Genomic DNA, 18873 nt, shown 5'->3' on the forward strand with positions numbered 1-18873 from the left:
TTCTATCTTCAATAATTTGTTACCCACATATTAACCTTTTTAGACATGATAGGTCATCGCTTTTCTGAATTTAAACTGTCTGAGGAATCAGGGAAAAACAAATTTGACGAGTTGTTGAACATTTTTCAACAATTGCTTTTGATGACTTCGGGCGATGTGTCGCAGGCGATGTCGTGGATGAATCAGTTGGATCGTCAATACAAACTGACGGATGACCAATACGGAATTGGTGATTTTTTCGACGATTTGAAACGCAAAGGCTACATTACCGAAGAAAACGAAGAGGGGCAAGTAATGATGACGCCCAAAAGCGAGCGGAGTATTCGTAAAAGTGCCCTTGAAGAGATCTTTGGAAAGCTCAAACGTTCTAAGTCGGGGGGCAATCACCGTACACCTTATACGGGTGTGGGAGATGAGCTTAGTAGCGATGTTCGTAATTTTCAATTTGGGGATTCGTTGGAACAAATTTCGATGACGGAGTCCATCAAAAATGCGCAAATCAACCACGGTGCCGAAGATTTCTATTTGTTAGAAAATGATTTGGAGGTCGTTGATAAAGAGCAGAAAACTAGCACGGCTACGGTGCTAATGATTGACATTAGTCACTCTATGATTTTGTACGGGGAAGACCGTATTACCCCTGCCAAAAAAGTAGCGTTGGCGATGGCGGAGTTGATTAAGACCAAGTATCCCAAAGATATGCTCGACATCATCGTTTTTGGAAACGATGCGTGGCAAATTCAAATCAAAGACTTACCGTATTTGGAAGTAGGGCCTTACCATACCAATACGGTTGCGGGACTTGAATTGGCGATGGATTTGCTGCGTCGTCGCAAGACCAAAAACAAGCAGATATTCATGATTACCGACGGAAAACCTACTTGTTTGAAGGAAGGAATAAAGTACTATAAAAATAGCTTTGGCCTCGACCGCAAGATTGTAAGCAAAACGCTTACGTTGGCTGCGCAATGCCGTCGATTGGAGATTCCGATTACAACCTTTATGATTGCGTCGGATCCTTATTTGAAGCAATTTGTGCAGGAGTTTACGCGGGTCAACAACGGTAGGGCGTATTACAGCAATCTCAAAGGCTTGGGCGGTTTTGTGCTTGAAGATTTTCAACGTAACCGTCGTAAAAACTTAAAATAGTGTCCTCAAAAAAACTCTTTTACCTTTCTCTTGTCGTTTTTGTGGGCATAGTGGCGTATCAAGTCTATTTGAAAGCCACGGAAAAAGAAGTAAAACCGCTGACCAAAACGTGGGAAAAGGCGGTGCCACATCAGCAAGTTCCAAAAGGATTAGCTTCTTTGAGTGCCAAACAGTGCGGAGCTTGCCATCAGGCGCATTACGAAGAATGGCAGTATTCGACGCACTCACACGCGTGGACGGATAAACAGTTTCAGGCGGAACTCAAAAAGGAATCGAGTCCTTATCTGTGCATCAACTGCCATATTCCGCTGCAAAATCAGCAGGAATACATCGTTTCGGGTCTTATCGACGGGGATATTTACCAGCCTGTAAAACAGAAAAACCCACATTTTGACCGTGAACTTCAACAAGAAGGCATCAATTGTGCGAGTTGCCACGTGAGGGATAACGTGGTGATTGGCACAACGGGCACGGTCAAAGCCCCGCACGCCACTAAAAAAGACCCCCAATTTTTATCAGAAAAACTCTGTATTTCGTGCCACAATGCCAGCGCCGTCGTAACGCCAACGCTCGTTTGTACTTTTGAAACGGGCGATGAATGGAAAAAAGGGCCTTTTTATGGCAAAAAAACGTGCATTAGCTGCCACATGGAGCCCGTAGAAAGAGAAGTTGTAACAGGCTATGGCAAGCGGCTAAGTCATTTACACTACTTTGCTGGTTCGGGCATACCGAAAGAGAAAGGCGCTAAAACCAAGGGGCTGAATGGGTTGTCGTTTACGACTTCAAAATTGGCTACTACTTACAAGGTCGGGGAGGAACTTGACTACCAATTGACGTTGAAAAATGAATTTGCAGGGCACCGCCTTCCAACGGGTGACCCCGAACGTTACTACGCAATTTTGTTGGAACTCGTAAATGCTGAAAACAAGGTTATTGCTTCAAAATCCGACCGAATCGGAGAGAAATGGGAGTGGTGGCCCGCTGCAAAAAAACTTTCAGACAACAACCTAAACCCTGGTGAAGAACGCTCTTTTGTGTTGAAACAGACATTGAAAAGTTCTCAATCGTTGACACTCCGCGCCAAAGTGACCAAACACCGCCTCAACCAAGAATCAGCTACCTACAACAAACTAGACAGCAGCTATCCGTTGTCGATAACGGTGTTTGAGAAAGAGTATAAAGTTTTGGTGAAGTAAATAGGGCTTAAATTCTCTTCACATTTTTCGCAATTAAGCCTTTGGGACCCTCTTCTACGTTAAATTGTACTCTATCACCTTCGTTGAGGGTTCTGAACCCTTCGGCAATAATACTTGAGTGGTGTACAAATACATCAAGTCCATGTTCGCGGACAATAAACCCGACTCCTTTTGCATCGTTGAACCATTTGACTGTTCCTGTTTCCATTGTGTTGCGAATTTTGTTGAGTAAATGTTTGGAAAGCAAGATACACTAAGTTGGTGTTATTGAGAGTGATTCGCCTGATTTTAATTTATAATTTGAAAGCCATTACATAATCATTCTGCACTTCGGTGCCAAGTACAAAAACGTGCTCGCCTATTTTTTCAAATCCCATTTTGGTGTAAAACTGTAACGCGCGGGCGTTTTCTTCCCAAACACCTAGCCAAACGGTTTCAAATCCCGATTTTTTGCACCAATCAAGGTTCGATTGCATTAAATGCTTCCCAAGGTTTTGTCCGTGGAAGGCTTTGTCAACGTAAAATCGCTCAATTTCAATGACATTTTCCGACGACAATTCTTTCGGCGCATGATTTTTAATCAATTTGGTAAAGCCAATGAGTTGTCCTGCTTTTTTCAGAAGTAAGTATTGAACGGAAGTGTCTTCGAGTTCAGCCTGAATTTGTTTCAGGTTAAACTTCTCGGAAATGTGCTTTTCCATGTTTTCTGGCGTGTTATAAACGGCGTAGGTATCTATAAACGTTTGCTCACTTAAATCCCTTAATTCTTGCGCATCGATAAACGAAGCAGTCTCAATATGGGGCAATTGAATTTCGTATTTTTGTTCAATCAACGAAACCCCCAAAGCTGTGCTTTCTACCTCTTGACTGCGTTGAAACCCGTAAGAAAGGTAAAGCGAAGCGGCCTCTTCTAAGCCTTTAACCGTCCACAAATAACAAGAAGCATAGTTGGCTTTTTGTAAAAAATCGAAGAATTGCGCCATCAATTTTTTCCCCAAACCGAGCCCGCGAAATTCCTTTTTTAGAAGAAAATACCGCAATTGTGCACTGTTTCCACGGTTCATTAAAAAAAGACTTCCTATCACTTCGTCTTGATACTCACACAACCAAACCGCATTTTTGGAGGTATCGAATTGTTGGGCAAATTCTTGTAGCCCCTTCTCGACATACCGATTAAAAGCTGCGCCACTGAAGCTAAACCCATCTCGATAAACCTCGTCGTGAAGTTTTGCAACCGCAGCGGTATCTTCTTCTGGTCGAAAAGCAGTACGAATGCTGATGTGCGATAAATTCATTAGTTAAGATTTTTCTGGTAAAAGACACTGTCAACGGCCATACGTGGAAACTCAATGGGTAATTCTTCAACTGGTACTTGGGCAAAACCATTTTTTTCGTAAAAGCGCATTGCAGCCTGTAAACGAGGGTTAGTCCCCAAATATAATCGATCAATGTTATGTAAATCACAGTGCTTTGTAAGCGTAGAAAGTAATCGAGAAGCTACCCCAAAAGCTTTTCCGCGATAGTCTTGGTGGACAAACATCTTGCGAATAGCGCCCATGTTGTTGCCAATGTCGATGAGGGCGATTGTGCCTACTAATGTACCATCAATGGTGGTTGCTACCCAAAAATTACCCGCATTTTTGCAATAAAACTCAGGGATAATCAACAAATCGGGCTGGTCTTCGAGGGTGATAGGAACTTTAAATTCAATCTGTTGAATGTCTAAAATTAAGTCAATAATGGGTTCTTCATAGACGGATTGGTACTCCAAAATTTGTATCATGGCAGTATAGGTGGTGGTGAGTTTTAAAGTAATGGTGCAAATTAAATACGTGGTTTTAATAATTAGAAATGTTATTTTTTGATAGATTTATGCTGAAAATGTATAAGTGTTTTCTATTTAAAAAATGGATTTTCGCCAACTGAATTATTTTTTGGGGGTTGCAGAGGAGTTACATTTTTCTCGGGCTGCCGAGAAACTTTTTATCGTTCAACCTGCACTCAGCCGTCATATTCAGCAATTGGAAGAGGAGTTGGGAGTTGTTTTGTTTGAGCGTGACAAACGTAACGTAAAGTTGACGCCTGCGGGAAGCTATTTTCGGGATGAAATCAGCCGAATGCAGCTTCAATTGAGGAATATCATTGAACAAACCCAACGTATTCACGGTGGTTCGATAGGAACTATACGTATGGGACACCCAGGTTCGGCGCTTTATTCCATTCTTCCCGAAGTGTTGTCGATGATGTACCTACGATTTCCCGATGTGAAAGTCCAACTTACGGAAATTGCTGAAGTTGAGCTTATTGCAGCTTTGTCGAGCCACGAAATTGACGTGGGCTTTACCCGTGAAATTTCTACAGATGCGCAGTTTACGACACAATTATTGTTTGAAGAACATTTTGCCTTGGTTGTTCCAACCGATCATTGGTTGAATGAATCTACCTTTACGGGTATTGAGCAGTGTTTAGAATCAGGTTTCATTTTGCCCAAAATCGAGATGGATGTCAACTACGGGAAGTTGTTGAACAACGTGTTTGAACAAGGCGGTTTTCGGCCAAAAGTAGTTTATCACTCCAATTACGGAGCTACGATTTTGCGGTTGGTGGAGAAGAAACTCGGTTTGTCGGTGCTTCCAATTTCGTATCGTCAGGGTTCTTCGGCGTTGGGTGTACGCTTTATTAAATTACCAAATCTTACCCAATTATACTTAATTTGGCGTTCCGAAGATACCAACCCCGTGCTGCCACACATTCGCGAAATTGCGCACGAAGCCGTAGGACATTTATCGTTTGACCAGTTTTAAGGGTGTTAACCGTTGGCCTGAAATTTTTACTCTACTACTTTATAAAGTTGTTTAATAGGATGGAGATTAGAAAATCAACATTAGAGGATTTGAGCCGAATCCAGCAATTGTACAAAACCGTCGCGCGGCGCTCGGGAGGGATTGCCCGCAAAGAACACGAGATTTTAGAAAGCTATATTTATAATTTTCTGAGTAAAAGCTTAGCCAATGGTTGTTCAATGGTGGCCGAAGAGGCGGGTGAGATTGTGGCCGAAGTCCACACCTATTCATTGGGTATTGAGTGTTTTACACATTTGTTTGGAGATACAACCATTTGCGTACACCCTGATTACCAAGGAAAAGGTGTGGGAAAGAGGTTGTTTACGGCTTTGTTGGAATACGTTCAAACGGAAAGAAAAGACATACTACGGGTGGAACTTCATGCGCGCGAGAGTAACCCAACGGCGATTGAACTGTATAAAAAAATAGGATTTAAAATTGAAGGTAGGGCAGAAGGAAGAGTGCTCGACCCCGATGGAAGCATCGTAGCAGATGTCCCGATGGGTTGGTTAAATCCTAATTTTCAACGTTCTTAAACGGCTCGCCCCGACATACTGTCGGGGCGAAAATGGCCTAGCGTCTCCGACGCAAATTAAAAAATAACGTTGGCGTAAAACGCTTAGAACAACTTCCGATTCAAGTCAAACTCAGAAAGGTAGTCGCTTACGCGTTTGACAAACATTCCTCCCAACGCACCATCTACCACGCGGTGGTCGTACGAGTGAGAAATGTACATCATGCTACGAATACCAATGACATCGCCTTGGGGAGTTTCGATGACCACGGGGCGTTTCTGGATGGCTCCAAACGCCATGATGGCTACTTGGGGTTGGAGAATGATGGGCGTTCCCATGATGTTTCCAAACGTGCCAATGTTTGAAACCGTATAAGTGCCTCCCGCAAGGTCGTCGGCGGTCAGTTTGTTCTGACGAGCACGGTTAGCCAAATCATTGACCTTCTTGGCGAGTCCAATCAAACTGTATTGGTCAGCGTTGTGAATAACGGGGACAATGAGGTTGCCACTTGGTAAAGCAACGGCCATCCCGACGTTGATGTCTCGCTTTTTGAGAATGGTATCGCCTTCTACCGAAATATTAATTAAAGGAAAATCTTTGATGGCTTTTACAACCGCTTCAATCAAAAGTGGGGTAAAGGTCAATCCTTCGCCCGTTTGGCGTTTAAATTCATCCTTAATTTGATTGCGCCAAAGCACGATATTGGTCATGTCGGTTTCTACAAAAGAAGAAACGTGCGGAGAAATTCGCTTCGATTCCACCATTCGTTCCGCGATCATCTTCCGCATTCGGTCCATCGGCACTACTTCAATTCCTTTTGAAGTTTCGTGTTTTGGGTTTGCTGTTTCGGGTTTCGGGTTTGCCTGTTGACTATCGACCATGGACTGTGGACTGCCCCCCATGGACTGTGGACTAGAATTACGGCTGGCTAAATAGTCCAAAATATCCTTTTTGGTGACGCGATTTTCTGCTCCCGTTCCTGCGATTTGTTCGAGTTCTTGGAGGGAAACGCCCTCCATTTTAGCGATGGTTTGTACCAAAGGGGAATAAAACCGGGTACTTACTGCCTCGCTACTTGTATGCGTTGAAGAGGAATGCTGGACATTGGCTACCAACGACTGAGTAACCGTTTCGATTTCTCTTTCAAGGGTTTGTACTTCTTGCGACTCCTCAGCCACGGGAACTGCCACCGAACCATTGGTTTCAATCCGAATAATGGCATTTCCTACAGGAACGACATCGCCCTCTTTTACTAAAATTTCTGCAATGACGCCACCGTAAGGAGTAGGAACTTCCGTATCCACTTTATCCGTAGCCACTTCCATCACCGAATCGTCGGCTTCGACGCGGTCGCCTACTTTTTTTAAGATACTAATGATGGTACACTCCATGACGCTCTCACCCATACGAGGCATCACCATTTCTACTATTGCCATTGTTGTTGATGTTTTTTATCGATTCGCCAAAATCTGTTTTCTAAGTACATTCAAAAGGTAAATCCCCGTGTATTGGATATTCTGTTCACGGAATTTACCAAGTTGTAATTTTTGGGTTACGGTACCCGAAGGACCTGCACAAGCAATCCAGATGGTACCTACGGGTTTTTCGTCTGAGCCACCGTCTGGCCCTGCAATACCACTTGCGGCTATGCCGTAGGTCGTTCCCAAACGCTGACGAACTCCTTCCGACATTTCAATAACAGTGGCTTCGCTTACGGCGCCAAACTCGGCCAGTGTTTCTGGTTTTACCCCCAATTGGTTTACTTTAACTTCGTTGCTATAACTCACGATTCCCCCCATAAAATACTGGGACGAGCCAGGGATTTTGGTAAGTAAGTGGGATACATATCCTCCCGTGCAACTCTCGGCAGTGGCAACCGTTTCACCTCGTTCCTTCAATAAACGGCCAACGACCGTTTCCATTTCGTCGTTGTCAAACCCAAAAACGAATTCTTGAATCAAGGGAAGCACCTTGTCCACTTGTGCTTGATTTTCAGCTTTGAGCTGCTCGGCATCGGTACCTGTGGCCGTGAGGCGCAACTTTACTTGGCCAAAGCTAGGCAAGTAAGCTAAACGAATATGCGGTGGAAGCGCATCTTCCCACGCTTCGATGCGTTCGGCCAAAAACGACTCCCCAATGCCCACCGTACGCATCATTTTATGCTGAATGACGGGCGTTTCAAAAAACTCCTTGAGCTTGGGTAAAATGGCGTTGGACATGAGGTTTTTCATCTCAAACGGAACCCCTGGCATCGAAATGAAAACCTTGCCGTTGCGCTCAAACCACATGCCTGGGGCTGTTCCCCAGTAGTTGGGAATGTAGGTACAAGCTTTGGGTAATGCCGCTTGTTGCCGATTGAGCTCAGTCATGGGGCGACCCCGTTTTACAAAAAACGACGTGATGATTTCCAAAGCATGTTCATTGATAACCAGCTCCGTATCAAAGTATTTGCACATCGTTGTTTTCGTAATGTCGTCTTTGGTAGGCCCCAAACCTCCAGTAATTAGGATAACATCTGCCCTGGCTTCGGCTTCGGCCAACACTTCCAAAATGGCGGCTTCGGTATCACCCACCGATGACTTTCGGATGGGCCGTATGCCAATATTGGTAAGTTCGGTGCCTATCCATTGGGTGTTGGTATCTGTGATTTGTCCAAACAATATTTCGTCGCCAATCGTGATTACTTCTGCTCTGACCATGTATTCTAATTTTTTTTCAAAGTTAGACAAAATTCTCTTTTGGTATGAACGTTGTACCAGTGCTTTAGGTTTGAAAATATAAACAGAGCAATGATGTTACTAGCTCTAAACATTTTTGTCCAAAGGTTAGACCAATTAAAACCCACATTTTTTGTCCATGAAATCTATTATTAGCGTTTGTGCGGCTTTTGTACTCGGAACGAGTGTGTATGCCCAAGATCAGCCCAAGAAAAAAAGTACGTTTGGGGATTTGTTAAAAAAAGCCGAAACGGCCATCACCGACGTAACAAAAGGAGGTACAAGCCTGACCAACGATGAAATTGTCCAAGGACTCAAAGAGGCCCTAACGGTTGGAATTTCAAACGGTTCGGCGCAAGCCTCTGCCGTGGATGGTTATTACAAAAATACCCTTATCAGGATTCCATTCCCTTCTGATATTCAAAGAGTTGAGACGACTTTGCGAAAAGCTGGTTTAGGAAATGAGGTAGATCGTTTTTTGTTGTCGCTTAATCGCGCGGCTGAGGATGCCGCCAAGAAATCTAAACCTATTTTTGTGAAGGCCATCACGTCGATGAGTATTCAGGATGCCTTGGGGATTTTGAAGGGGGATTCGACGGCTGCTACAAGTTATTTGAAACGCACTACAAGCACCGATTTGTACAAGCAGTTTTATCCCGTGGTTGACAGTACACTAAAACTCAACAATACCACCAAATACTACGCGGATTTGATTACGGCTTACAATAAAATTCCTCTGGTCAAAAAAATCAATCCTGATTTGAAACAGTACGCTACTCAAAAAGCCGTCGATGGTCTCTATGTACTAATTGCCCAAGAAGAACGTAAAATCCGTAAAGACCCCGTTGCCCGTGCTACCGAATTGTTGAAAAAAGTTTTTGGACAGCAGTAGGGAAGGGTTTCAAAAGGCAAGTTAGCGAGGGGCAAGTGTGCAAGGGGCAAGTGTGCAAAGAGCCAATTTGCTATTTGCCTAATGTGCCAAAACCAATTCCAAGCTTTTCATCACGACCTCGCCCATGCTTCGACACTGCAAAAAGCTGTTGTTTCGATAGTGTTGGGCGAGTTCTTTTTTTAACTGGTTTAAGTTATCAGGAAGGCAAATTTGGTCTTCCATCATCACGTTCATCAAATCCTGAATCCGTGAACGTTCCACCCGAATCCTCCCCGCAATCAGCGAACGTTCTTCTCGCTGGTATTGAAGCACACTTTCATTGGTCAGGCACTTCATCCCCAATTCAATGATGGCATTGTTTTGCTTGAAATATTGGGGTAAATACACCGCTTTTTTACCCTCGTACGATTGTTGGTCAAAGTCAATGGAGCGGATACGGTAGTAAATTTCTTCAAAGTCAGGGGTAATGTCCACCACAAAATTACTGGAGTGCATATCGCCCAACAACCGCACAAAGCAGCGTTCGTTGAATTTGACAAACTCTTTGCAAAAACGAATGGCGTTGAGATTAGGCTCGTTGAGGTAGTTTTTGATAAACATATCCCCAGGAATCCCCGCAATATGTTCCTCCACCAACGTATCTCCGCTGGTCATGTAACTGATTCGGTTGGGCGAAAGAATGTGCTCTAATTCGAGCCCATAAATCCGCGACGCATCGGCGTTTTTGATGTAAAAATAATCGAAGTTATCGTTGACTTTATTGACAATTCGTACCCGAAAAGGACGAGAATTACCGTACGAACAAACGTCCACGCGGTCCACGTACAAGTGCTTCATCACCGACAAATCACCGTCGGCACGGAGGTCGGCGTAAATGGTTTTGAGGGCGTCGTAGATTTCGTCAATTTCGCTGTAGGAGTAAAAAACCGTTTCCCAAAGTGTGTCAGTCCCTTTTTTGTCGTAAAGCGGAATGGCGTTTTCGTATCGTAATAAGTAGCTGTAGTCAATCGGCAACGCCACTTCTCGATTGTAACTTTCGAGGTAATTGCGAAGCTCTTTATTGATTTTAAACGGTTTTTTTTTGTTGGCAATAAAGGCCATATCTATGGAGGAAATTAGGTTCGCGACAGCGTATAAGGTCGCTGCGCGTCTAATTTAAGAAAAATAAACAACAGAATCGTAAAGGACCACATCGAAGAACCTCCGTAGCTAAAAAACGGCAGTGGGATTCCGATGACGACCATGAGTCCGATTGTCATGCCAATATTGACCAAAAAATGAAAAAACAAAATGCCTGCCACGCAATAGCCGTACGCTCTTGCGAAGCGCGTTCGCTGTCGTTCGGCCAAAAATACGACCCGACACATGAGCCCGAGTAGTAATAAAACTACGGCTGCGCTACCGATAAAACCGTGTTCTTCGCCAATGGTACAAAAGATAAAATCAGAGTGTTGTTCGGGTACAAAGTTAAATTTGGTTTGTGTACCGTCTAAGAACCCTTTTCCCCAAAGCCGTCCTGAACCGATGGCAATTTTGGATTGAGTTACGTTCCAGCCGATACCAGTGGGGTCCAGTTTTGGGTCAACCAATACTTTGATACGGTTGCGGTGGTGGGTTTGGAGGACGTTGTTGACCAAAAACTCCACACTGGTCGTAAAAAACATCATTAATCCAAAAATAACGACGAGGTTGATGGCCGTTTTTTTAGTGCGGTCGTACCGAGGAATGATGAAGTAATAGACCAAAAGTCCAAACAAAGCCAACCCGAGAGAAATGTATAGAGGGGAGAAAAACAGCGACAAAATGAACAACACAATGGCAACCAACACAATGGAAGGGTAAATACCAGGTAGTCCTTCACGGTAAAGTACAATTAGGAACGAGACAAATACGAGGGCACAGCCTACTTCTTTGGAAGCCACAATGAGCACCATTGGTAGTAAAATGATGCCTGCCGTCCAGGCTATGTCTTTCCAGCGCGATAGGTTAATGTGGGGTTGGGTGATGAATTGGGACAGGAGTAGTGCCGTTCCAGTTTTGGCAAACTCGGCGGGTTGGAGTGAAAAAGTGCCAAATTTAATCCATGATTTGGAGCCTTTGATGTCGGTCGCAACCACTAATACCACCAAAAGTAGCACAATACAAGCGCCGTAAATAAAAGGGGCAAAGACTTCCCAAAATTTGTGGTCGATGACCAAAATTGCAATAATGATTAGTACTGAGGTGCCGATAAACATAAATTGACGCCCCGCACTGTTGGAAAGGTCTAAAAGTTTGGTTTGTTCTTCGGGATCATACACGGAGGCATAGACGTTGAATAAACCCATTGAAACACATGCTGCGTAAATCAAGACCGACAGCCAATCCAAATTTTGAATAATATTTTGTTCGTTACGAGCCATAATGTCGTTTCAAAAAATCAATAATAAATAACCAAGTATAAACCCCGAAAAGCCTAAGGGGCAGGTACTGCTGTGCTTTTTGGGGCTGTTTGGTGGACAATCGTCGCCTCTGGTTTTAGAGGTGTAGGAGCAACATTTTTGGGTTTTGGTTGTTGCGAACGAGGAAGAATTACGTTTTGAAGGAAGTTTTTGTTTTTCCATTCTTGTTCGTAAGCTTTTCGTTGAACGTGGCCATTCAGGTAACGTTCGATGGCCAAAGAAGCCACTGGCGCAGCTGCAAACCCTCCAAAACCTGCGTTTTCAACAAATACTGCAATGGCAATCTTGGGGTTGTCTTTGGGGGCAAAAGCGATAAAAATAGAGTGGTCTTTTCCTTTTTTATTCTGTGAGGTTCCTGTTTTGCCGCACATTTGAATGCCCGGAATTAATGCCCCTCGTGACACGGTACCACGAACGACGGCCATTTCCATGCCATTCACGACGGGTTCATAATAATAACGGGCAACCCCTGTTTCGTGCTTTTCGTTGTATTCGGGAAGTGGGTTATTGTTTTTTCCAACGCCTTTCACCAAGTGTGGAATTTTGAACCAACCACGGTTGGCAATGGTGGCGGCTAAGTTGGCCAATTTTAGCGGCGTAATAAGCAATTCACCTTCGCCGATACTCAACGAATAAATTTGTCCAAAACGCCATTGGTTTTTGCCAATACGTTTGTCGTAGTAATCAACCCCAGGAAGTACCCCTTTGGCTTCGCTGGGTAAATCCACACCAAGTTTTTGCCCAAATCCAAATTTTTCGGTGTATTCGTGCCATTTTTTAAGGCCAATCGAGGAAGCCTTAAACGTGTTTTTCTCAGCATTGGCATAAATCATCCGACGGAAAACGTGGTAAAAATAGGGGTTACATGACCACTGAATGGCGCTGTGTACACCTGAAAGCCCTCCGTGACCGTGGCATTTCATCGGTGCTCCTGCGTGGCTAAACACACTTCCAGGGCCAATGACACCCTCTTGCATGGCGACTAATGCCTGAACGGTCTTAAAAGTAGAACCAGGACGGTAACTTCCCATCACGGCGCGGTTATAGAGCGGGCGGTAAGGGTTTTTTTGAAGTGCGGCGTAGTTTTTGGAAAAATCGCGGGTAGCAAACAGTGCAGGGTCGTAACTTGGCGCAGAAGTAATCGCAATCACTTCGCCCGAAGAAGGCTCAATGGCGACCACAGCACCTGCTTTGTGCTGCATCAAACTATCGACGTATTGCTGTAAATCTAAGTCAATGCTCGTATATAGGTTTTGACCTGCCAAGGCTACGGTATCCATTTCGCCGTTTTTCCAAGAGCCCTTATCAACGCCATTTACATCCTGCATGACATAGCGCACTCCTCGGCGACCGCGCAGTTGCTCTTCATAAAATTTTTCCAAGCCACTTTGTCCTATCAAGTCTCCTTGACGATAATAGGGGTAGTCTTGGTCATCAAGTTGTTTTTTTGAAATCTCGCTTACGTAACCCAATGCGTGCGCAAGGGTAGGGGCAGAGTAGGTGCGTATCGAACTTTTTTGGTAGTCGAACCCAGGGTAATCCACCAACGCATCCTGAATGCGGGCAAACTCTTGCTTTGAAAGCTGACGAAGAAAAAGGGAAGGCTTGCGGTAAGAGAACGTTCTGGCCGCTTGCATTAGGCTATCAAACTTGGGGCGTGTTATTTTAAATAAATTGCAAAGTGCCAACGTGTCGGCCACTCTCACTTTGCTTGGCGTCACGTATAAGTCATATACGAGGGTGTTGAAAACAATCAGTTTCCCATTGCGGTCATAGACTTGTCCCCGCATCGGTACATCGGGAATAGCACGGATGGAGTTACTCGCGGTTTCGTACGTATTGTCAAGAACTTGGAGATATAATAATCGAAATAGAAAAATTATTCCTACCACCACAAACAACCCATAAACATAAAATTTTCTACTCTCAGACATCTAACTAATGGTTTTAACGTATTATTCTCTCGCTTACTTCTTGTTATATAGACAAGTAATTACTTTACAAAGTTCGTAGGTTTTAAGCGATTTACAAGAAATTTTGAGAAGATATTAAATAAAAAAAGAAGGCTTTTGGCCTTCTTTTTTTATTGTGATTTTTAAAGTTTTGTGGCCTACCAACCCGCTCCTTTTACCTTGGTTTTGATGCGGCACAGGTACATATCGGCGGTGATGTACAAGGTAGTGCCGTCGTCTCCCCAGCCGCAGTTGGCGGTGGCTTCACCCGTGTCGATTCGGCCTAATAACTGCCCCATTGGCGTAATGATTAAGACGCCTCCTGGCCCCGTACACCAGAGGTTGCCTTGCTGGTCGGTTTTGAGTCCGTCGGGGAGCCCAGGCAATCCTTGCTTGACCATCGGCGTGGCGTCATAAAGCACTTTTCCTGTGCCAACCGAGCCATCCGCAAGCACGGGGAAGGCCATGACGATGGCTTTATCAGGGTCTGACTGAGCAACGTAGAGCGTTTTTTCGTCGGGTGAGAAAGCCAAGCCGTTGGGGCGGGTCATTTCTTTGGTCAGCAGCGTCACCTTGCCGTCGGGGCCCACACGATATACCCCAAACCAGTCGATTTCGCGGGTGGGGTCGTTGTGTTTGAGAGGCATTCCGTAAGGTGGGTCGGTAAAGTAATAAGCCCCGCTCGAATGTTGTACTACATCGTTGGGACTGTTGAAGCGTTTTCCTTGAAAATTATCGGTAATGGTCCGTTTGCCTGCGTTGAATAATGGCATGGCCGAAATCCGACGGTCGCCGTGCTCGGCCACGATGAGGCGGCCTTGTTGGTCGAGGGTGAGACCGTTGCTGCCAGGTTCGTCGCCGTAGGTGCCTGCTCCTGTAAAGCCCGATGGTTTCAAAAAGGTACTGAGTCCTTCTTTGGCGCTCCATTTAAAAATGGTGTTGGCGGGCACGTCCGAAAACAGCAAACAGTTTTGGGACTTGACCCACACGGGGCCTTCTGCCCAGATGAAGCCTGAGGCAAGGACTTCTATTTTGGCATCAGGAGCGACCAAGGCATCGAGTCGTGGGTCGTTGCGGACGATTTTGCCTAGAGCTGGGTAGCCCGACTGCGCTAGAAGTTGGGGGCTGGCAAAAACCAAGGCCGCCACCGCCCATCGTTGAAAGAAAGTCATGGTTGATAGGTTTAGAGTCTCAATGACCAGAAAAGCAAAAAACTGATGGGATTTAATGGTGAAGCACAATCGCGTGTAATAGCGCGAGCGTCCCCGCTCGTGCTGACTATTTTTAGGCTTCTAGCCTAGAGTTATGGAAAAAAGGCTGGAAGCCTTGTAATAGTTGTCACGAGCGGGGACGCTCGCGCCATCGGGGAGATTTATTTTTTCAAATCGTTTCTCAACTGCTCAATTCTTTCAATAGTTAAGTCGGTAATATGAGAAATTGTTTCATTGTCTAATCCTTTTAGAATTGATTTCTTGGCAACTTCATCTTTTAGTCTAAACTCTGCTTCCGTCTGCAAAGAAAATATTTCACTGGCTTTCAAATGTAGATTATCCAAATAACGACTATAACCGTATTGGTCGTCTTGCGCCAAACGCATAATATCCAATACTTCGCCTGCTTCTTTTAGTCCTTTTGCTTTAAAATCATCTTTTACTTCACTGTTTTTTAGGAAATATACCCATTCGTCCAATGTGTCTTTGGCATTGTCGTTAAACTGGTTTACTTTTAGTAAATAATATTCTGGAAAAATATCAGAAACTTTTTCTTTCAGAAACGTAATTTTTTGCTTTTCCGAAAGTCCTAAAATATCGTTTTGATGAAGCCCTACAAAGTCAGTTTTGCCTCTGTAAATGTAATCTTGCCCTTGTCCTAAATCAAAATATACAATATTGACAGAAATTACTTTCTTTATTTCAGAATATCTTTGCCCTAACTTTAAATTTTCGGAAATACTTTTTGAAACTCCATAAGTCATTCTATGGAAATAATCAATTTCGTAAGTACTTTGAATTTCAATAATTATCAACTCATTTTTTGAGTTTTTGGTCAGAATATCAACCCGATTGAATTTATCGTCGTCCAATACTTGATTGCTTTCGCTTTCAAGTATTTGCTCAATTTTGATATTGTCAAACAAAAGTTCACTCAAAAAACCCTCTAATACTACAAAGTTTGTTTTATTGCGCAAAAGCCTCTTGATCGCCCAATCAAATCGTACCAGTTTTTTACTCATCTTGTTCTCAAATTATCTTTTCAAATTTACGGTTTTTTTGCCAGTTTCAAGGGTGCCACCTCCTAAAGTAAAAGACATACGCTACATTACTCATATAGTTTACCAATTACCGTTTAATAAAATCTTACTAAAATAACCTAAGTGGTTATTGGTTAGGTAGTTGTTTATTTCGTCATTTGCGGGGTCACCTTCTTACTTTAGCTGAACCATGAAAAAGCTATATTCCTTCATCGTCCTTATCTTGTTGGTTTCTAGTCAGGCGTTGGCGGTGATTCGCTACGTAAAACCTATTGCCTCTGGTACAGGCGATGGTAGCTCATGGGCCAATGCTTCGGGCAACTTGCAGGCTATGATTAACATTGCTTCTCCCACCATGGATGAACTTTGGGTAGCGGCGGGTACGTATTTTCCGACAGCTTATCCGAGTGGCTGCGCTACGTGTGGTACAGCCAGCGCAACCAACCGCAACAATACATTTCTGTTGAAATCGGGGCTTAGAATTTATGGCGGCTTTGCAGGAAATGAAACCAACCGCGCTACCCGAAATTCCCACCTCAACGAAACAGTCTTGAGCGGCGACCTCGGTACCAAATACGAAACCAACGACAACGCCTACCATGTAGTAACGGCCATCGACTGTGCTAATAATACCATTTTAGAACGCTTTACCATCAAAAATGGAAACGCCAATGGCACAACGAGTATTACAGTCGCAGGACGCACTTACTATCGAAGCTGGGGCGGAGGGGTGCTTTGTGTATTTTCGCAAATGAGAATAGCGCTTTGTGCTATCGTCGAAAACCAAGCTACTGATGGCGGGGGCATTCTCAACAATAGTTCTAATACGTACATCACAAACTCGGTCATTGCTGAAAATACAGCAACAGCAGGTGGTGGGGGCGTCTATAACCACGAAGGCTCGGCTGCCGATATGAGAAATTGTACCATTGTTCAAAATACCGCCAATGTAGCTGGAGGCGCGATGTACAACTATAACTCAGGGCCGTTCATTATCAATAACATCATTTGGGATAATAATAGCCCGAGCTTGGCGGGTATTGCTAACAATGGTAGTACCGTTACTGGCTATTCTTCCAATGTTCAAGGTGGGTATTCTACTTGGTGTAGCGACTGTACGAGCGCCGAGCCTCAATTTATCAATCCAGATTTTCCCGCAGGTATTGATGGAAAATGGGGCAGCCGCGATGATGGTTTGCGGATTACGTCATGCACACCTGGCAAAGACCAAGGCACGAATGGTTCTACCGAAGGAGTGGACATGGCCAATCATGCCAGAGAGGTTGATGTCCCTTCTATTCCCAATAACATTGCAAGTATCTCATTGGATATGGGGGCGTATGAATATCAAAATACCGCGCCATCCAATCAAACATTATACGTCAATGCCAACCTTTCAACGGGACTAAACGATGGGAGCAGTTGGGCCAATGCGTTCAGAGGAGCTACTGCTTTTGGAACAGCACTGCTGTATGCCAACAACTGCGATAACAATACCATTTTAGTAGCCAAAGGCACTTATAAACCGCATCGACGGGCGTTTGGGGTCACGAGCGGATCAAATCGTACCAACACGTTTGCCCTCAAAGGCGGGTTGAAAATTTATGGCGGATTTGTGGGGACGGAGACAGCTGCGGACTATTCTACTCAAAAAGCCCGTAAAAATGAAACCATTCTTTCGGGTGACTTTTCTGACAACGACATCGTGACTGGGGAGGGTGGTACATTGGCGATTTCAAACAACGCCGAAAATGCCCACCATGTGTTGACAACCTATGATGGGGCAAGACAGCTGCTACTTAAAGGTTTCACCATCAAAGGAGGCAATGCGTTGGGGACTTCCAACCAATATGGCGGAGGGATTTATGTCACCAGCTCTCCATCTTTTGAAATAACCGATTGTATCATAAAGCACAACAGTGCCGCTACTGGCGCGGGTTTTTATTTTCGTTTGAGTTCTCCTTTGGTGTTGAATAACAATTATTTGGATAAAAATTTAGCGTCAACTGATGGGGGGGGCTTGTACATTTCGGAGACTACATTGAAAGCCAATAACAACGTTTTTGCGGGGAATAGGGCGGCTGCGGGGGTAGGTGGTGCGGTGCGTAATGACCTTTATACGGGAGAATTTTTTAACAATACTTTTTATAATAATTCGGCACAAACTGCGGGAGGGGCGTTTTACACCTACGACCCAGGCATTGCTGGTGCTCCTATCGACATCAATAAAACATACAACAATATTTTTTACAAAAACGCCATTGGGACAAACACGACGACTATCTATGCCGATTTCTTTATTGAACGAAATGGCCGAGATTTTAAAAACAATATTTTGCAGTTTGCCGCGTCACAATACCCCTTAGACAAAACGCCCAATGGCATAGGGGCTACGGCTGCCAACAATCTTTTTGCGGTCAATCCACTTTTTGTGAATGAAGCTAATTTGCTCGGTCCCGATTTGATTGGCGGTACTACCGACGACGGCCTGCGACTGCAACGAGCCAGCCCTGCCGTCGATGCGGGAACGTATGCTTTGGCTCCCTCTTATGACATCCTGAATAATCTCCGTTACTTGGTTTTTGACATTGGTGCGTATGAATTTCAGCCCAAAGAAGCCTGTCCCGACAACCGTTACGTTACAGATGCGCCGATTGAGGCAGGAACTCACTACGCAGGCAGGAAGGATAGGTTTGGGTTTTTGATTGGAGATGGGAACATTACAGCACTAGGAACAGTCGCTACGGGGACGAATGTGGTTTTTGATGCCAGCAAGAGTGTGACGCTATTGCCAGGTTTTGAGACGCAATCGGGCGCTGTTTTCCGAACAAACTTGCAGGGGTGTATCACTTTTGAGGCAATTCCTGCACCTACTTCATCCCAAAAGTAGCAAGGCTAGAAGCCTTGTAATAGTTGG

At 44.4% G+C, this 18873-nt stretch carries 16 protein-coding genes; 6 read left to right on the top strand and 10 right to left on the bottom strand.

Annotated elements, in window-relative coordinates; all coding sequences use genetic code 11:
* Positions 1-45 precede the first annotated feature (45 nt).
* Together DTQ70_RS07495 and DTQ70_RS07500 are read left to right on the top strand one after the other, a co-directional pair.
* Positions 46-1149 (top strand): VWA domain-containing protein, encoded by a 1104-nt coding sequence (locus DTQ70_RS07495; protein WP_122930230.1) that lies wholly within the window; start codon positions 46-48, stop codon positions 1147-1149.
* Complete coding sequence (locus DTQ70_RS07500; protein ID WP_164489916.1) at positions 1149-2345, top strand: multiheme c-type cytochrome; 1197 nt, start codon at positions 1149-1151, stop codon at positions 2343-2345. The genes DTQ70_RS07495 and DTQ70_RS07500 overlap by 1 nt, the downstream gene beginning before the upstream one ends.
* Positions 2346-2352: 7 nt before the next feature.
* Here the strand turns inward: DTQ70_RS07500 and DTQ70_RS07505 are convergent, their stop codons facing one another.
* From DTQ70_RS07505 to DTQ70_RS07515, 3 genes are all read right to left on the bottom strand, one after another.
* Positions 2353-2553 carry a cold-shock protein gene (locus DTQ70_RS07505; RefSeq protein ID WP_122930232.1) on the bottom strand — a complete coding sequence of 67 codons (201 nt, stop codon included), beginning with the start codon at positions 2551-2553 and terminating at the stop codon, positions 2353-2355.
* Between the two features lie 85 nt (positions 2554-2638).
* Positions 2639-3640, bottom strand: a complete 1002-nt coding sequence (locus DTQ70_RS07510) for a GNAT family N-acetyltransferase (RefSeq protein ID WP_122930233.1) — start codon at positions 3638-3640, stop codon at positions 2639-2641.
* Complete coding sequence (locus DTQ70_RS07515; RefSeq protein WP_122930234.1) at positions 3640-4128, bottom strand: GNAT family N-acetyltransferase; 489 nt, start codon at positions 4126-4128, stop codon at positions 3640-3642. The genes DTQ70_RS07510 and DTQ70_RS07515 overlap by 1 nt, the downstream gene beginning before the upstream one ends.
* 124 nt (positions 4129-4252) lie before the next feature.
* On the opposite strand from DTQ70_RS07515, the gene DTQ70_RS07520 reads away from it, so the two are divergent.
* Both DTQ70_RS07520 and DTQ70_RS07525 read left to right on the top strand, forming a co-directional pair.
* Positions 4253-5149, top strand: coding sequence for a LysR family transcriptional regulator (locus DTQ70_RS07520; protein ID WP_122930235.1), 897 nt, complete (start codon positions 4253-4255; stop codon positions 5147-5149).
* 59 nt (positions 5150-5208) lie between these two features.
* A complete protein-coding gene (locus DTQ70_RS07525; protein WP_122930236.1) occupies positions 5209-5724 on the top strand; it encodes a GNAT family N-acetyltransferase in 516 nt (171 codons plus the stop codon).
* 83 nt (positions 5725-5807) lie between these two features.
* Here the strand turns inward: DTQ70_RS07525 and DTQ70_RS07530 are convergent, their stop codons facing one another.
* A complete protein-coding gene (locus tag DTQ70_RS07530) occupies positions 5808-7139 on the bottom strand; it encodes a dihydrolipoamide acetyltransferase family protein (protein WP_122930237.1) in 1332 nt (443 codons plus the stop codon).
* Positions 7140-7154: 15 nt separating this feature from the next.
* Positions 7155-8402, bottom strand: coding sequence for a competence/damage-inducible protein A (locus tag DTQ70_RS07535; protein ID WP_122930238.1), 1248 nt, complete (start codon positions 8400-8402; stop codon positions 7155-7157).
* Between the two features lie 157 nt (positions 8403-8559).
* Here DTQ70_RS07535 and DTQ70_RS07540 point away from each other — a divergent pair, with 157 nt between their 5' ends.
* Entirely contained in the window at positions 8560-9312 is a 753-nt protein-coding gene (locus tag DTQ70_RS07540; RefSeq protein ID WP_122930239.1) for a DUF4197 domain-containing protein, read from the top strand.
* Positions 9313-9390: 78 nt separating this feature from the next.
* Here the strand turns inward: DTQ70_RS07540 and DTQ70_RS07545 are convergent, their stop codons facing one another.
* The 5 genes from DTQ70_RS07545 to DTQ70_RS07565 form a co-directional block, all read right to left on the bottom strand.
* On the bottom strand, positions 9391-10413 hold the full coding sequence (locus DTQ70_RS07545; RefSeq protein WP_122930240.1) for a hypothetical protein: 1023 nt from the start codon (positions 10411-10413) through the stop codon (positions 9391-9393).
* A gap of 14 nt (positions 10414-10427) precedes the next feature.
* Complete coding sequence (gene rodA / locus DTQ70_RS07550; RefSeq protein WP_122930241.1) at positions 10428-11714, bottom strand: rod shape-determining protein RodA; 1287 nt, start codon at positions 11712-11714, stop codon at positions 10428-10430.
* A 53-nt stretch (positions 11715-11767) separates the two neighbouring features.
* Complete coding sequence (locus DTQ70_RS07555; RefSeq protein ID WP_122930242.1) at positions 11768-13687, bottom strand: penicillin-binding transpeptidase domain-containing protein; 1920 nt, start codon at positions 13685-13687, stop codon at positions 11768-11770.
* Between the two features lie 176 nt (positions 13688-13863).
* A complete protein-coding gene (locus tag DTQ70_RS07560; RefSeq protein ID WP_122930243.1) occupies positions 13864-14877 on the bottom strand; it encodes an SMP-30/gluconolactonase/LRE family protein in 1014 nt (337 codons plus the stop codon).
* A 200-nt stretch (positions 14878-15077) separates the two neighbouring features.
* The gene (locus DTQ70_RS07565; protein WP_122930244.1) at positions 15078-15938 is read right to left on the bottom strand and encodes an Rpn family recombination-promoting nuclease/putative transposase; all 861 of its coding nucleotides are present in this window, start codon (positions 15936-15938) and stop codon (positions 15078-15080) included.
* 208 nt (positions 15939-16146) lie between these two features.
* On the opposite strand from DTQ70_RS07565, the gene DTQ70_RS07570 reads away from it, so the two are divergent.
* Positions 16147-18846 (top strand): right-handed parallel beta-helix repeat-containing protein, encoded by a 2700-nt coding sequence (locus tag DTQ70_RS07570; RefSeq protein WP_122930245.1) that lies wholly within the window; start codon positions 16147-16149, stop codon positions 18844-18846.
* Positions 18847-18873: the final 27 nt, after the last annotated feature.

The organism is Runella sp. SP2, assembly GCF_003711225.1.
Classification (GTDB): domain Bacteria; phylum Bacteroidota; class Bacteroidia; order Cytophagales; family Spirosomataceae; genus Runella.

Bases quoted from the DNA above. Each gene is read 5' to 3' on its own strand.
- DTQ70_RS07540 (WP_122930239.1), top strand. From the start codon at position 8,560: ATGAAATCTATTATTAGCGTTTGTGCGGCTTTTGTACTCGGAACGAGT.
- DTQ70_RS07495 (WP_122930230.1), top strand. From the start codon at position 46: ATGATAGGTCATCGCTTTTCTGAATTTAAACTGTCTGAGGAATCAGGG.
- DTQ70_RS07545 (WP_122930240.1), bottom strand. From the start codon at position 10,413: ATGGCCTTTATTGCCAACAAAAAAAAACCGTTTAAAATCAATAAAGAG.
- DTQ70_RS07515 (WP_122930234.1), bottom strand. From the start codon at position 4,128: ATGATACAAATTTTGGAGTACCAATCCGTCTATGAAGAACCCATTATT.
- DTQ70_RS07535 (WP_122930238.1), bottom strand. From the start codon at position 8,402: ATGGTCAGAGCAGAAGTAATCACGATTGGCGACGAAATATTGTTTGGA.
- DTQ70_RS07510 (WP_122930233.1), bottom strand. From the start codon at position 3,640: ATGAATTTATCGCACATCAGCATTCGTACTGCTTTTCGACCAGAAGAA.
- DTQ70_RS07530 (WP_122930237.1), bottom strand. From the start codon at position 7,139: ATGGCAATAGTAGAAATGGTGATGCCTCGTATGGGTGAGAGCGTCATG.
- DTQ70_RS07555 (WP_122930242.1), bottom strand. From the start codon at position 13,687: ATGTCTGAGAGTAGAAAATTTTATGTTTATGGGTTGTTTGTGGTGGTA.
- DTQ70_RS07525 (WP_122930236.1), top strand. From the start codon at position 5,209: ATGGAGATTAGAAAATCAACATTAGAGGATTTGAGCCGAATCCAGCAA.
- DTQ70_RS07565 (WP_122930244.1), bottom strand. From the start codon at position 15,938: ATGAGTAAAAAACTGGTACGATTTGATTGGGCGATCAAGAGGCTTTTG.
- rodA (WP_122930241.1), bottom strand. From the start codon at position 11,714: ATGGCTCGTAACGAACAAAATATTATTCAAAATTTGGATTGGCTGTCG.
- DTQ70_RS07570 (WP_122930245.1), top strand. From the start codon at position 16,147: ATGAAAAAGCTATATTCCTTCATCGTCCTTATCTTGTTGGTTTCTAGT.
- DTQ70_RS07520 (WP_122930235.1), top strand. From the start codon at position 4,253: ATGGATTTTCGCCAACTGAATTATTTTTTGGGGGTTGCAGAGGAGTTA.
- DTQ70_RS07505 (WP_122930232.1), bottom strand. From the start codon at position 2,553: ATGGAAACAGGAACAGTCAAATGGTTCAACGATGCAAAAGGAGTCGGG.
- DTQ70_RS07560 (WP_122930243.1), bottom strand. From the start codon at position 14,877: ATGACTTTCTTTCAACGATGGGCGGTGGCGGCCTTGGTTTTTGCCAGC.